Annotated in this window: 12 protein-coding genes and 1 pseudogene; 11 read left to right on the forward strand and 2 right to left on the reverse strand. The window is 61.5% G+C overall.

Going from position 1 to position 12,976, the window contains the following annotated elements:
- Nucleotides 1-574 precede the first annotated feature (574 nt).
- Genes FJ887_RS13210 through FJ887_RS18575 form a run of 8 tightly spaced genes read left to right on the forward strand, consistent with a single transcriptional unit; the run spans nt 575 to nt 9,560 of the window.
- Nucleotides 575-1,177 carry a TetR/AcrR family transcriptional regulator gene (locus FJ887_RS13210; protein ID WP_137825428.1) on the forward strand — a complete coding sequence of 201 codons (603 nt, stop codon included), beginning with the start codon at nt 575-577 and terminating at the stop codon, nt 1,175-1,177.
- A complete protein-coding gene (locus tag FJ887_RS13215; protein ID WP_137825427.1) occupies nt 1,174-4,167 on the forward strand; it encodes a thioester reductase domain-containing protein in 2,994 nt (997 codons plus the stop codon). Before FJ887_RS13210 ends, FJ887_RS13215 begins: the two co-directional genes overlap by 4 nt.
- The gene (locus tag FJ887_RS13220; protein WP_137825426.1) at nt 4,164-4,940 is read left to right on the forward strand and encodes a leucyl/phenylalanyl-tRNA--protein transferase; all 777 of its coding nucleotides are present in this window, start codon (nt 4,164-4,166) and stop codon (nt 4,938-4,940) included. The genes FJ887_RS13215 and FJ887_RS13220 overlap by 4 nt, the downstream gene beginning before the upstream one ends.
- Entirely contained in the window at nt 4,937-5,701 is a 765-nt protein-coding gene (locus FJ887_RS13225) for a GNAT family N-acetyltransferase (RefSeq protein ID WP_137825425.1), read from the forward strand. Before FJ887_RS13220 ends, FJ887_RS13225 begins: the two co-directional genes overlap by 4 nt.
- Nucleotides 5,701-6,723, forward strand: coding sequence for a methyltransferase (locus FJ887_RS13230; RefSeq protein ID WP_140955516.1), 1,023 nt, complete (start codon nt 5,701-5,703; stop codon nt 6,721-6,723). The genes FJ887_RS13225 and FJ887_RS13230 overlap by 1 nt, the downstream gene beginning before the upstream one ends.
- Nucleotides 6,720-8,360: an acyl-CoA dehydrogenase family protein gene (locus tag FJ887_RS13235; RefSeq protein ID WP_137826974.1), complete on the forward strand. Its 1,641-nt coding sequence runs from the start codon at nt 6,720-6,722 to the stop codon at nt 8,358-8,360. The genes FJ887_RS13230 and FJ887_RS13235 overlap by 4 nt, the downstream gene beginning before the upstream one ends.
- The gene (locus FJ887_RS13240; RefSeq protein WP_137826975.1) at nt 8,357-9,004 is read left to right on the forward strand and encodes a hypothetical protein; all 648 of its coding nucleotides are present in this window, start codon (nt 8,357-8,359) and stop codon (nt 9,002-9,004) included. Before FJ887_RS13235 ends, FJ887_RS13240 begins: the two co-directional genes overlap by 4 nt.
- 7 nt (nt 9,005-9,011) lie before the next feature.
- The gene (locus FJ887_RS18575) at nt 9,012-9,560 is read left to right on the forward strand and encodes a pyridoxamine 5'-phosphate oxidase family protein (RefSeq protein WP_171007128.1); all 549 of its coding nucleotides are present in this window, start codon (nt 9,012-9,014) and stop codon (nt 9,558-9,560) included.
- On the opposite strand, the gene FJ887_RS18390 is transcribed toward FJ887_RS18575, so the two are convergent.
- On the reverse strand, nt 9,511-10,203 hold the full coding sequence (locus tag FJ887_RS18390; protein ID WP_137826976.1) for a 4'-phosphopantetheinyl transferase family protein: 693 nt from the start codon (nt 10,201-10,203) through the stop codon (nt 9,511-9,513). The genes FJ887_RS18575 and FJ887_RS18390 overlap by 50 nt on opposite strands.
- Before the next feature lie 228 nt (nt 10,204-10,431).
- Between FJ887_RS18390 and FJ887_RS18660 the strand changes: the two genes are divergently transcribed.
- Both FJ887_RS18660 and FJ887_RS13250 read left to right on the forward strand, forming a co-directional pair.
- Complete coding sequence (locus FJ887_RS18660; protein WP_488192642.1) at nt 10,432-10,599, forward strand: DUF8730 family Cys-rich protein; 168 nt, start codon at nt 10,432-10,434, stop codon at nt 10,597-10,599.
- The gene (locus tag FJ887_RS13250) at nt 10,596-11,447 is read left to right on the forward strand and encodes an NAD(P)/FAD-dependent oxidoreductase (RefSeq protein WP_283202141.1); all 852 of its coding nucleotides are present in this window, start codon (nt 10,596-10,598) and stop codon (nt 11,445-11,447) included. The genes FJ887_RS18660 and FJ887_RS13250 overlap by 4 nt, the downstream gene beginning before the upstream one ends.
- Before the next feature lie 228 nt (nt 11,448-11,675).
- On the opposite strand, the pseudogene FJ887_RS13255 reads toward FJ887_RS13250, so the two are convergent.
- Nucleotides 11,676-12,371 (reverse strand): annotated as a pseudogene (locus FJ887_RS13255) (IS110 family transposase); the annotation flags it as partial.
- A gap of 438 nt (nt 12,372-12,809) precedes the next feature.
- Between FJ887_RS13255 and FJ887_RS18400 the strand changes: the two are divergent.
- Nucleotides 12,810-12,932, forward strand: a complete 123-nt coding sequence (locus FJ887_RS18400) for a hypothetical protein (protein WP_283202142.1) — start codon at nt 12,810-12,812, stop codon at nt 12,930-12,932.
- Nucleotides 12,933-12,976 lie beyond the last annotated feature (44 nt).

Consider the following 12,976-nt stretch of genomic DNA (forward strand, 5'->3'; position numbering starts at 1 on the left):
CGTGCTTCGGCGCCCACGTCAGGCCCTCACGGTGGGCCCATTGGGCCACCGCCTGCCCTGCATCGGTGCGAGAATCCAAACTCTGTCCGGCTACCTTCATGCGGAAGTCCTCACCAGAGGTGTCCTTGACCCGCCCGGTGGCGTTCTCCAGCCCGGCGATCTCGTCCTGGTGGGCAGTGATGTCCTCGCGAGCGCGGGCACGAGTGTGTTCGAGCATGGACTCGTTGCGGGAGTGGGCGATTTCGAGGCGGTGGAGTTTGGCGACCTCGGCTTGGATGGTGGAGTGCTCCAATAGCAGTGGGTTGCAGGAACTGACCGCCTTGGCCTCGGCTGCGGAGAGCTCGGCGGAGTCGATCTCTTCGATCTCACGGGCGTCGAGGAGCCATGCATGATCTGGGAGATGAACCGCGCTTTACGTCCCACGGCCTGCCACATGTACGCATCGAAGGACTTCTCCCCCCCTCCCGGCCGCTCGCTAGCGCAGTACCCGCGCCGGTACCGATCTCGCGCAATAGTGTATGAGTTGTGATACGGTAAGTCAGACACTGATGTTTGACTATTGGAGGTCCGGCTCATGCATGAACCTCGCGCCGCTCGGCGCACCGATGCAGTCAGGAACACCGAGCGCATCGTCGAAGCTGCAGCACTCCAGCTTCGGCAGAGACCGGACGCGACGATGACCAGCATCGCTCGTGTAGCAGGGGTCGGACGCGCCACGCTTTACGGGCACTTCGAGTCCCGTCGCGACCTCGTCGACGCAGCACTTGCCAGAGAGTTCTCGGAGGCCCAGCGCGCGCTCGACACCATGACCGGTGACCCGGACTCCGCGCGGGCATTGGAAAATGTACTCAATCGAAGCTGGCAACTCATGGACCAGTCGCGTTCCCTGGTCATCGCTGCATGCGAAGAACTGTCACCAGAACGACTGTGGGAATTGCACGAGGTTCCAGCCGCGAGAATCACAGCCCTGATACAGCGAGGCCAAGACGCGGGTACGTTCCGCACCGACCTCCCTATGTGGTGGCTCATCGCGGCCATTCACCGGATCTTCCACGCGACGCCCGGTGATTTCGGAGTCCGACGCACCGATCCCTCGCAGATGCCTGCCGTCATGACCGAAACGGTGCTCGCCCTACTGCACAGGCCCACGTCCTCACCTCAGGAAGTGCCCCAATGAACTCGCTGACCAACTCCTCGTATGTTCTCGATCAGGTTGTCCACCATGGGCAGGCCGGTCCCAGTGCCATCGCACTCATCCACGGGGCAACTCAGATCAGCTATGGCGACTTGGTCAGCCGGGTAAGCCAAGCTGCCGAGGCATTACGTGCGCACCGCTGGGAGGCCGGGTCGACAGTCATGGTGGCGTTGCCACGCGGCCCCGAACAGATCATCACGCTGCTCGCCGCATGGGCCGTCGGTCTGACTGTCGTCCCCGTTGATCCGGATGATCCCACCGAGCGACAAACGGCCATTCGCAGCGCCACAGGGGCTGTAGCCACGATCACCCTCGCCGGATACGAGCCTACTGACGAGGTGCGCGCCACCCGGATCAAGGACCATTGCACCGTCCCGGACGAGGCCCGCGCAACAGCACCGGGCGCATATGCGATCTTCACGTCCGGTTCGACCGGCACGCCTAAAGGAGTTCTGGCATCACACGAAGCTTTCGCTGATCTGATCAAACACCTCGTCAGTCGTTATGCCATCACCCGCGATGATCGCGTGTTGCAGTTCGCGGCTCCCACGTTCGACACGGCGCTGGAGCAGATCGGGGTCACCCTTGCCGCGGGAGCTACGCTGGTCCAACCCGATACGCCATGGGCTCCCTCGGAGTTTGCAGACCAGCTGGCACTCTATCGAGTGACCGTCATGGATCTGACTCCGAGCTACTGGCGCGCTGTCGCTGTCCACGCGGCATCGAGCGTGTCGCATCAAGACCTTTCCGTGCGGCTCGCGATCCTCGGCGGCGCGGCGGTGTCGAATCACGACCTCATCGATGTGAGCACCCACTATCCGCGCGCCCGGATCATCAATGCCTATGGGCTCACCGAGACTGGCATCACTTCGTGTCTGGCTGAGCCGGACATTTCGTCCCTCCCTGAAACCGGGCCTGCTGCCGTCGGCGCACCAATCGAGGGTGCTCATGTCGTGGTCATCGACGACAATCACACACCTGTCCCACACGGCACGATCGGCCACGTTGCCATTGGAGGACGGCTCGCGCTCGGCTCGCTGAGCGACAGTGGCACGCTGACTCCGTTGGCCACGATCGCAGTCGGCGAAGAACCTGTGTATCTCACCGGTGATACGGGGTATCTGGACACAGCTGGCCACCTCGTGATCGATGGTCGTTCGGATCGTCAGATCAAGATCCGTGGTTTCCGCGTCAGCCCGGACGAGATCGAGAACGCGATCCGACGCCACCCGGCTATTTGCGATGTCGCCGTCATCGCTGATGCCTCGGCACTGCGGCTTCACGCGTTCTACACTGTGGCGCTCGGCAACCCTGACCCTGGTGGCGCCAGCCTGATCGAGACGGCACGCGCCACGCTACCGAGTTACTGCATCCCGAATCATGCGACAGCGCTCGACGCGCTTCCCCAGACGCCACACGGAAAGACCGACTACCGAACACTCGAACTCATCGCGCCCTCGAGCGCGGACTCTACGTCTCCCGTGCGACCACAAGCGCGTGAGTCGGCAATCGAGCGAGCGGTTGCGACCGTGTGGACAGATGTTCTCGAGATCGACGTTGCCCAGCTGGGCGCTTCATTCTTCGATGCCGGAGGCACCTCAATCGCCGCTGCCGAACTCGTCGCACGCACCCGTTCGAGTCTCGGTATCCATGTTCGCTTCGCACGGGCACTCATCGAACGTCTCCTGACCAATCCGACGTTTTCCGCCTACTGCATCGCTGTCGCCGAGGCCCGCGCAGGCATCCTGCAGGCCGGTGCAAGCCCTCAAGAGCTAATGGATGCTGACCTTCGCCGTCCCGCCCCGATCGTCAAGCAGCCGTATGCAGCATCACCGCTCACCTCAGCATCGGCCGCTGTCCTCACCGGGGCTACCGGGTTCCTCGGCGCTCACCTTCTGCCGCGTCTTCTTAGCCGAACTTCCGCGCGGGTGGCGTGTTTGGTTCGCGCGGAAACCGAAGACGCCGCCCGCGAGCGCCTAATGGCAGCGTGGCAGAAGTACGACTCTGCCTCAGACATCCCCGAGCACGCTCTCGACCGTATCGATGTCATCCTCGGCGACCTCGCCCAGCCCTCCCTGGGACTCACCGAATCTGCGTTCGACGCGTTGGCCAACCGGACGGACATGGTGTTCCATTCCGGCGGAACGGTTAACTTCATCTACCCCTACGCAGAGATGAAAGCAGCGAACGTCGACGGAACCTACGAACTCCTACGACTCGCCGCCCGTCGCGGCGCACCATTCCACCATGTCTCCACTATGGCCGTCATCGCCGGACACGGCATCGTCAACAACAGGAAACAGATCCACGAGGACGACACGCTGGGGCATCTGAATCAACTGGGCGTCGGGTACGTCGAGAGCAAATGGATCGCCGAGCACCATGTGCGTCGAGCCGCCGAAGCAGGGCTGCCTGTGGGAATCTACCGAGCCGCAGACATTTCAGGCCACTCCTCGCGAGGGACCTGGAACACATCCACGGAGATGTGTTGCATGAAGCGGTTTATCCGCGATGTCAACGCCGTTCCGGTCGCCGAACTGCCGATGGACTACACACCTGTCGACGTGTTCGCCGACGCAATGGTCCACATTGCGACGACCCAGCCGGCCAATGGACGTGTTTTCCACCTCACGAACCCGAACAAGTCACACATCTCCGTCCTCCAAGACCGTTTGCAGGCGCGCGGTCATCCCGTCAAAGAGGTCCCCTGGGACGAGTGGGTCACCCACATGATCGACCTCGCCGTGACCGACCCGCAACACCCTATGACGCCGTTCGCACCCCTGTTCATCGATCGCTGTCCCGGTGGGCAGATGAGCGTTGCCGAGATGTATCTGGAAGACACCTACCCGGATTTCACACGTACGAACGTCGAAGATGCGCTAGCGGGAACCGACATCACCTTCCCAGAGGTCGACGGTCCGCTCATCGATCGGTACCTCGATTTCCTCGAACGAAAGGACTTCCTGTGAGCCTCAACTGGCAACGCATCGCTCACGCAACCGAGCTCGACAACGGACCCCTCGCCTTTGGCAGCGACGTTTCCGCGAGCCGTCTCCACGCTGCCGCACTCGCCGGGTTCTACTGTTTTCCCACGGCGACCTACGAACAGACACTCCTCAACGAGATGCGCTACGGTGCCGACGTAGACACCGGCGTTCGCACGATTGCCGTCAATGACCCTGATCCCTACTCGGTCGCGTGGCTGAACCCAGACCCGCGGCCCGTCATCGATCTGACCTCGCGCGGTGCCGGCCGTAGCATGCGTCGTCTCGCACGACGCCACGGACAATGGCGCACCACAATCGATGTCGCGTTCGATGACGTCGTGACCAGATGCGCCCAGCACCGGGGCAGCAGCTGGATCACCAGCGCGCTCCGCAAATCACTGCGGAATCTACATGACGCTGGAGTCGCCCACAGCTGCGAAGTCTGGGATGACGATCAGCTCATTGGCGGCGTCTTCGGTCTGCGACTCGGTGCCGTGTTCACCGCCGACTCACAGTTCACGGCCGTCGAAGGAGCGGGAAAGCTTGCCGTAGTCGATCTCATGACTAGATTCGCACAAAGTGGAGGCACTTTGCTCGACCTTCAGCACGACACGCCCCATGCCCGAACTCTGGGAGCAACCGCTATGCCTCGATCGTCATATCTCACCGCCCTCCAACGACTGAACACCCAACGGACCATAATCTCTAGCGAAGCTCGCTCTGCCAAGCACATCGCGGAGTTGAACACCGCATGAGCAACTCGACCCAAACCTTCTCACTCGCGTATCGCCCCGACCTCGCAGCCAGTTTCCTCTCGTTGGACGTTGCCTGGCCTGCCTTCATCGAACCCTCGCGGCTTCTCGTCAATTGGGGTCTCGACGTTCACTCCCAGTACCAGCTCGTCGTACTCGATCAGGAAACCACTGTCGCCCGAGTAGCAGCCCTGCCTATCCAATGGGACGGCCACCCTGACTCGCTGCCCGACCGGGGATGGGACGGCATCGTCGAGCAATCCGTCACTGATACCCATCGCGGTGCGGCCCTCAATACGCTGTGCGCCCTCGAAGTGGGTGTCAGCAGCAACCACGCTGGGCGTGGCCTCTCACGTACGGCCCTGACGGCTTTGCGCGACGAAGCACGCCGTCTGGGCTTCGAGCACCTGATCGTGCCTGTGCGCCCCACGGGCAAGGCCGAACGCCCAGACGAACCAATCGATAGCTACGTTGCTCGACGTCGCGACGACGGTTTCCCGGTGGACAACTGGCTCCGTGTCCATGAACGCCTCGGAGCACGAATGGTCGGTCTCTGTCCAACCGCGATGACGGTCGTCGCACCCATCTATCGGTGGCGACAGTGGACAGATTTGCCTTTCAACCGGTCCGGTGTGATCACCGTTCCCGGCGGAATCGCCCCAGTAACGGTCAACCACGAGCTCGACTACGCCGCCTACGTCGAACCCAACGTCTGGATGGAACATCCGCTGACGTCACCCGCACAATCCGAAAGGACACTCTGATGACTGCACTCGAGGACCGCGACTCCGTCATTCAACTGATCGGCGGATACATTGTCTCCAATGCCATCCGCGCCGCGGGGGATTTCGGCATCTTCTCTCTGCTCGATGTCGATGACGGACTCACTTTGACCGAGGTAGCCCTTGGCGCGCGCATCGACGAAGCGCACCTCATCAGGTTGCTCCGCACCTTGCAACAGGCCCACCTTGTCGAAGAGGCCGGGAACCGATTTCACCTCACTTCACCGGGTCGACTGCTGGTGCCTGAACGCGAAGGGACGCTGGCCAACTTCGCTCGGAACTTCACCAGTCCACTCTTCCAGCGCTCCTGGGACTCCCTGGAGGAGACCTTGCGCACCGGGACACCTGGCTTTTTTCTCGTCAACCAGCAAAGCATCTACGACTACTTCGCTGAGGATGATGCTGCGAACGCCCTGTTCAACGGCGCGATGCAAGAGGAAGCAGCCGCGACCGCCACCGCTGCCACCACCATCATCACGCTCGCCGAGAACGAGAGGGTCATCGACCTCGGCGGAGGCGATGGCACCTTCCTCACCAAGCTGCTCCAAGCGAACCCCACTGCAACCGGAACCGTCTTTGACAGCCCTGCCGGCATCGCGAACGCCCCCAGTGTCATCGATCGTTCCAGTGTCGCCAACCGGTGCGACTTCCAGGCCGGGGACTTCTTCACTGCCATCCCCAGAAACGGCACCACCTACATTCTCAAGAGCGTCCTACAAGACTGGGATGACGAACGCGCCTACCAAATCCTGCGAACCTGCGCAGAACAGGTTCCCGCCGGCGCGAGACTGATAATCATCGGCAACTTCATCCCTGACGACTTCGATCGCAATGCCGCGGTCGGATATCTCACCGACATGTGCATGCTCGTCATCAGTGGCGGTCGGGAACGCACGCTCGACGATCTACGTCGCCTCCTAGACCGCGCGGGACTGCCGACCGCGTCCCTGTCCCACCGCCGCGTAGGACCGCTTACCGCTGTCGAACTCACGAGCGCGCCATGACGCAGACCACCCGCCCGTTCGATCCTGCTTCGGTTCTGGACCAGATCCTCTCCGGGCATCGACCAAGGCGAACAGCAGAGCAACCAACTCGCCCTACCCTCACTGCAGAAGAAGACGCCTTCCTTGACTCCGTCAGTAAGTGGTGTGCGCGGGGTGACCTCACTACCCGTATCGAATCCTCGTTGCAGATTCCTGACGACATCATTGCCGAACTCAGCAAACTGGGCGCATTTCGCATCACGATTCCCCAACAGTATGGCGGCCTTGGTTTTTCTGACTCCTGCTTGCTCGGGGCATTAGCGATCCTCTCAGCTACACACGCGACCTTGTGTGAGGTTGTCGCCGCTCATCAGGTGGTCGGGGCAGTCCGTCCGCTCATAGAGTTCGGCACCGCCGAGCAGCGCAATCGTTATCTGCCAGAACTCACACAGACTTCGTCTGCTTTCGCTCTCAACGAAGCAGCTGTCGGCTACGGGCTTGGCCCGCTAGGCACCACAGCGTGGTTCGACACCGAGATCAACTGCTATCGCATTTCCGGCACCAAGACTTGGATCACCAATGCGACCATCGCGACCCATGCAATCGTTGTAGTCGATGTCGCCCCGACACCACTTTCACCCGGAGGAGTAACCGCGCTGCTAATCAAATCCGACGACGTCGGAGTCACGCAGGGCCCGCTCAGTAGCTTCGCCGGAATGCGGGGACTGCCCAACGGACGTATCCGTCTTGATGACGCCCGCATCCCCGCAGATCGAGTCGTCGGTGCAGAAGGGCACGGTTTCGACGTGGTCCTCGGCTGTCTGAAACAGTGCCGTGCCGCTCTCCCCGTCGTGTGCCTTATGACAATCACGACATGCTTGCGCTCGGCGTCTAAGTGGGCGCAGGAGGAGCGCCAGGCCGACCGCGGCCTGCCTACCAACCCGCAGATCCAGGAACTCCTCGCTGACCTCATGGCAACGTCGACCGCTGCCAACGCCGTCGCCTGGTTCATACTTGACCGACATTGTGCGCCGACCGACGCCGAAGCCGCCAAACTCATACTCAGTGAACTTGCGTCACACGCGACCGACACGCTCCTCCAAATAGTCGGAGGCCGAGGATATGAAACGGCGTCCTCAGCCATCGCCCGCGACGATCCTCCGTTCGACATCGAACGTCTCTGGCGAGACACGCGCGTAACCCGCATCTTCGACAGCTCAACCCAAATGATCAAAGACGCCCTTGGCCAGCCCCTCGCTCAACCCCAGAGCACGCCACCTCTACCCGACTCCGAAAGCACCGACGCGACATCGTGGATCGCTGACCAAAGCGAGTTGCTCCGGCAAGCACGCTCGGCGCACCCGGAGAATGCGCACCGGCGTGCCATCGCGGTCAACTGCGCCTTGGAAATCTTCGTCGCGTACTGCGTCGAAGAGTACCGAACCTATCTCGGCGAACATCAAACTCCCACCACAACAGCTTGGACCGCGGTCCTTAACGAACTGCAGTCGCGACTTGACGGCCTTCTCCGTGACCTGAACGACGATCAACGACACAGAAGGCGAATGAGCCTGGCCGCTGAACTCACTGCTAGGCCCGACCTGCACGGTCGCAGTGCCTTTACTCATCCGCTCTACGAGATTGGCGCCAACCGATGACCCCCGCGATCCCTAGCGCCACCCTAATCGCCAATCCGCTGGCAACTATGATCCGCGCTGGCGACCTCACTCCGGAGGCACTGTGCCCCTTGCCGCAACATCTCGACGAACTCGTGTCAGCCAACTTCGCCTCAGCCACGCTCATGTTGCAACGTCATCGAGGCTCGCCCTTGGCCAGTTTCTATAAAGGCAACGTCGCCGTGGAACAGGAAGCACACCAGCTCCTCACCCCATTGCTCCAGGCCTTCAAACTGACTCGTGACGGATCTGCTTCTTTCGATGCTCTGGCCCTCGCTTATCCCGGCTTGATCGCACGAATCGCCGTATCAGGAACCCCATGGGACTACCCCGTGGCGTTTCTCCACCTGTGCCGACCCTCTACCCTCAACTACTTGCAACTGCACGAGGCGCTGAGCGCCACCGGCGCCTTCAGCGAACTGGAACTCGAACACTTCGCCTTCTTCGGCCACATAGAGGACGAAGAAATCGCTACAGTCCAGCAGCTAGTCACCGACGCTCCAGCAGACGCACTCGGCCGCGCGTACGCATTGGCGCAACAGCTGGCAACGCTGGAGCAAGTCTTCTGGGAGCGCATGGTCGTCCTCTGCACTGCGAAGGGAGCAACCAGTGACAGGCCTTCATGAGGTATCCGTGCATAGCAGTCCCGACCTCCTTGAACGCGCCGTCGCCATCATTCGGCAGGCCGGCTACCTCACCTTGGCAACCGTCAATCCGGCTGGTGCTCCCTGGGCCGCCCAACTACAGTATGCCTGGTTCGCTTCTCCGCTTAGCCTAGTCGTGGGATCCCACGTCGCTACCCGCCATTCAACAGATATCGCTGTGACACACCAAGCCGCCGCAGCTGTGTCGCTCCTGCCGGGAATGCCTGAGGGACCTGATGGACTCCAGGTTGCTGGACGCTGCACCGCACTCGCTGGCCCTGCCCTGGCCGAGCGAGTCGCCTACTTTTACCGACAGATGCACCCCGATCCTGCCAAAGCCTCCGAACTCGCACTTCGGCCAGAACAGCTCAGCGGTGACGCGATGCTTCGGCTATATGAACTACGCATGGAAGAAGTGTGGATCCTCGACCTCGACCGCTGGGCCCACGAGCAGATATCCGATCGAGTTCAGCTTGATCCGCAAGCAGTCAGTGAGGCTCTTCGTCGAGCGACGTCGCCAGAATATGCGCAGCGGTGAACACCATCCCATTGCGCACGCTCCACCGACCGACCAGGTCCTTCGCGCTAACGCCGGATCGACGGAAGTCGTCAACGAAGTGCGCAGAGAATGACCCCGATACCGGGTCAATATCCAGGCAACAGTCTGGATAGTTGATCCACTGGCCCGTAACCGGGAACCAGGCTTTGAATACGGCCTCTTTTGCGCTGAACAACACCCGGTCCCATGAGATCGTTCGATCCACGCTGCGGAGCCGTGGCAGCATGTCAACTTCGCGCTCGGTTGCGATCACGTCCAGTACTCCGGACGGGAGCGTCGAATCCGGTTCGACATCGATGCCCAGCGCGCGAAGCTTGGTGGATCGCGCGACAGCGGCGGCCCTCATGCCGGAACAGTGCGTCAGGCTCCCCACGACCCCTACCGGCCAGATGGGCTCTCGATGCGCTCCACACGGAATCTCAACCCCTGTGTAGCCAAGTCCCTCCAGAGCTGCCCGCGCACATTCGCGCGTCGTTCGGAACTCAACACGACGCTCGGGGCTTACGTGCTTGATGACGGCTTCCTCCAGCGGCCAGTGCCTCGCAACTGGTCGGTCCTCGCCGGTCGCAACGATACTGACGCATTCCGGCAACAGAACGCCAAACTCCGACCGCACCACCATCGCTTCAGCTTGCTACGGCGGGCCGTCTGGACGCAATCGGCCCAGTACCCTCAACGGCAAATCAGTGCACGGCAGTCCCGGTCGGACCGACGGCACAGCACCCCTGCGGTGCGGCCGTCGGGATGCGTTGACGACGAATGGCGGTCCGACATTACGCACCTTGATATTCCGAGAAGAAGAATACCCCAGGGGGTATCGAGCCCCGAAGAGCCCAGGAGGAAACGAAATATGTGCCGAGCTGTCACGTGCCGCCGATGTTCGAAGACGACCTGGGCTGGCTGCGGCCAGCATGTCACCCAAGTGATGAGGGGGATCCCGAGGCCGCAGCAGTGCCAGGGCCACGAAGGTGAGCCCCGCGAGCCGGGTTTCCTGCCGAAGCTATTCGGTCGGAAGTGACCGTCACGCGTGTACTCGTTCTTGGAGGTGTTGCCGGGGGCATGTCGTCGGCCACCCGTCTGCGTCGCCTCGATGAGTCGGCCAAGATTGTCGTGTTCGAACGCGTCAATTACGTGAGCTTTGCGAACTGTGGTCTGCCGTATTACGTCGGCGGAGTCATCAAGGATCGAAATGCGGTTCTAGTACAGACACCGGAGGCATTGCGTTCACGGTTTGAACTGGATATCCGCACCGGCCAGGACGTCATCGCGATCGACCCCGCGTCGCGAACCGTCACGGTGCGTGACGTACGCGCCCTCACCGAGACGACGGAATCATACGACTACCTCGTGCTCGCAGCAGGCTCTGTTCCGCGAGACGTGTTCGCAGGGGCCGCGGACGGTCCCGCAGTCGCTACCTTGCGCTCGATCGATGACGTCGGCCGCATCACCGCGCGGCTGGAAAGCGTCGGTGACGGTGTTCGTGCGGTCGTAGCCGGAGGCGGGTTCATCGGACTGGAAGCCGTCGAGAACCTGGCCCACCGTGGAGCGGAGGTCACACTAGTCCAGCATTCGCCTTACCCGCTAAGCCCGCTCAATCCAGAGATGGCCGCGACGGTGCTCGACGAACTCGCCACGAATGGCGTGACGGTTCATGTGAACTCGTCGATCACTGAGCTCACGCCCGAGGGTGTACTGCTCGACGATGGCACTGCGATAGCGTGCGAGCTGGTTGATCGATGCACGCGGAGTGTGCCCGGCATCGTCCATCGCGGCCCGGGCGGGGTTGCACGTCGGCCCGACGGGCGGCGTCGCCGTCGATGGGTGGCAGCGCACCAGCGACTCACGGATCCTCGCTGTCGGCGATGACACCGAGAAGATCGACGCCATCTCAGGCGAACCGGTACTGGTGACCATTTCGGGGCTGGCGAACCGGCACGGTCGTACCGTGGCCGACGTCATCGCCTTCGACGCCGGATTGAGCGCAAGCGAACCCGAAGCGGCCGACGACGCCGTGAGCACCGCGATCATCGGCGTCTTCACCAAGACCGTCGCCATGGTCGGCTGGAGTGAGCGTCAACTCGTCGCAGCGGGACGGGCAATACCGGCATACGCAGCCAAATGCCCAGCAGTCCTAAACGCACTGAAATCACCAGCCGCCAGGAGGATCTGGCACGCGGTCTTATCGCCGACTCCCGGCATCGACGTTAAGACCTGAAGAAGAGGGAGCGAATCAGCCAACTCAGCAGCTTCTGCCTCGATCTCGGCCCGTTCAACCTTCAACGCCTTGATTCTGGCGGCATGACGCAGCACCACCGACTCCGACGCCTCACTGCCCGGCACGGTCACCGTCTGCTCAGCCAGAGCCTCAAAGATCGCATCGATCAGGGCTGAGGGGTCCTTACGGGCATGGTTACGCGCCCACCGCTTCACTCCCGACTTCCCCGCCGCACGCAACCCGGCCGGACACCGATACCGAATCAACAGATCCAACACAATGCTCCTGGTCAACACGGTGCCTTTGAAAACGCGTTCCAGCGCGGGGTGGATCTGGAGCAGCAACGACCTCAGCCGGTTGATCGCTCGAGTGATGTCATGGACCAGGTCCTCATCGGTGCCGGCCAACACTTTGATATTAGCCAGGACATCCAATTCGCGGTCCACGGAGCGCAACGTGTGCGGCATCGTGCGCACAGTGTCGGCGATGATGAACGCATCCCTGGCATCAGTCTTCGCCTGCCCTGGATACAAGTCGGCGGCCTTGCGCATCGCCAACCCGGGTAGGTAGGCGATATCGGCAATGCGGGTTCAAGGGGTGGACGCAACACTTCCTCTCTGAAAGGAAGTGTTGCGTCCACCCCTTGAACCCGCCCCGTCTCTTGCGTCTCTTTTGTACGTTGCCGTGGCCGCACATGAGGCTCTCGAGCAAGGATTCATTGCGAAAGCTTGAAGCTCGAACGGCCGATGTAAGGATGATCCGTAGGAGACGATCGCCAATTTGTATGCGGCGACCAAGATCAGGAATGAAGCACACTTGACGGCGAGTGCAGCCTCGACGTGAAGGCTAGATAGTCTCGTGCAGTCTGGTTCGGTGGCGTTATTCAACGAACGGTCGTGAACTCTGTCAGTGCGAGAATCGCTCCGAGACTTAGCTCCGAAACTCGTGTCAGTACCTACGCGTACGCTCATTGAATCGAGGCTATTATGAGTGAAACCGGGAGGTGGAACACTATGCCATTTGCAACAACTGAAATCATCTCTCTCGAAGATGCACGTGGCCGTCATGTCGCTCTGATTGAAAGCATCAGCGATCTAGATGAGTTCAAAGCACGCGGCGAAGCTTATGGTGCTTGACCCCTGATCTTGGACACGCTGATTCCAGCACGATGCTGGGGAAG

The organism is Brevibacterium sp. XM4083, assembly GCF_006489205.2.
Taxonomy (GTDB): Bacteria; Actinomycetota; Actinomycetes; order Actinomycetales; family Brevibacteriaceae; genus Brevibacterium.

Coding starts and splice junctions, on each gene's coding strand:
- FJ887_RS13210 (WP_137825428.1), top strand. CDS start 575: ATGCATGAACCTCGCGCCGCTCGGCGCACCGATGCAGTCAGGAACACC.
- FJ887_RS13215 (WP_137825427.1), top strand. CDS start 1,174: ATGAACTCGCTGACCAACTCCTCGTATGTTCTCGATCAGGTTGTCCAC.
- FJ887_RS13225 (WP_137825425.1), top strand. CDS start 4,937: ATGAGCAACTCGACCCAAACCTTCTCACTCGCGTATCGCCCCGACCTC.
- FJ887_RS13230 (WP_140955516.1), top strand. CDS start 5,701: ATGACTGCACTCGAGGACCGCGACTCCGTCATTCAACTGATCGGCGGA.
- FJ887_RS13235 (WP_137826974.1), top strand. CDS start 6,720: ATGACGCAGACCACCCGCCCGTTCGATCCTGCTTCGGTTCTGGACCAG.
- FJ887_RS13240 (WP_137826975.1), top strand. CDS start 8,357: ATGACCCCCGCGATCCCTAGCGCCACCCTAATCGCCAATCCGCTGGCA.
- FJ887_RS18390 (WP_137826976.1), bottom strand. CDS start 10,203: ATGGTGGTGCGGTCGGAGTTTGGCGTTCTGTTGCCGGAATGCGTCAGT.
- FJ887_RS18660 (WP_488192642.1), top strand. CDS start 10,432: ATGTGCCGAGCTGTCACGTGCCGCCGATGTTCGAAGACGACCTGGGCT.
- FJ887_RS18400 (WP_283202142.1), top strand. CDS start 12,810: ATGCCATTTGCAACAACTGAAATCATCTCTCTCGAAGATGCACGTGGC.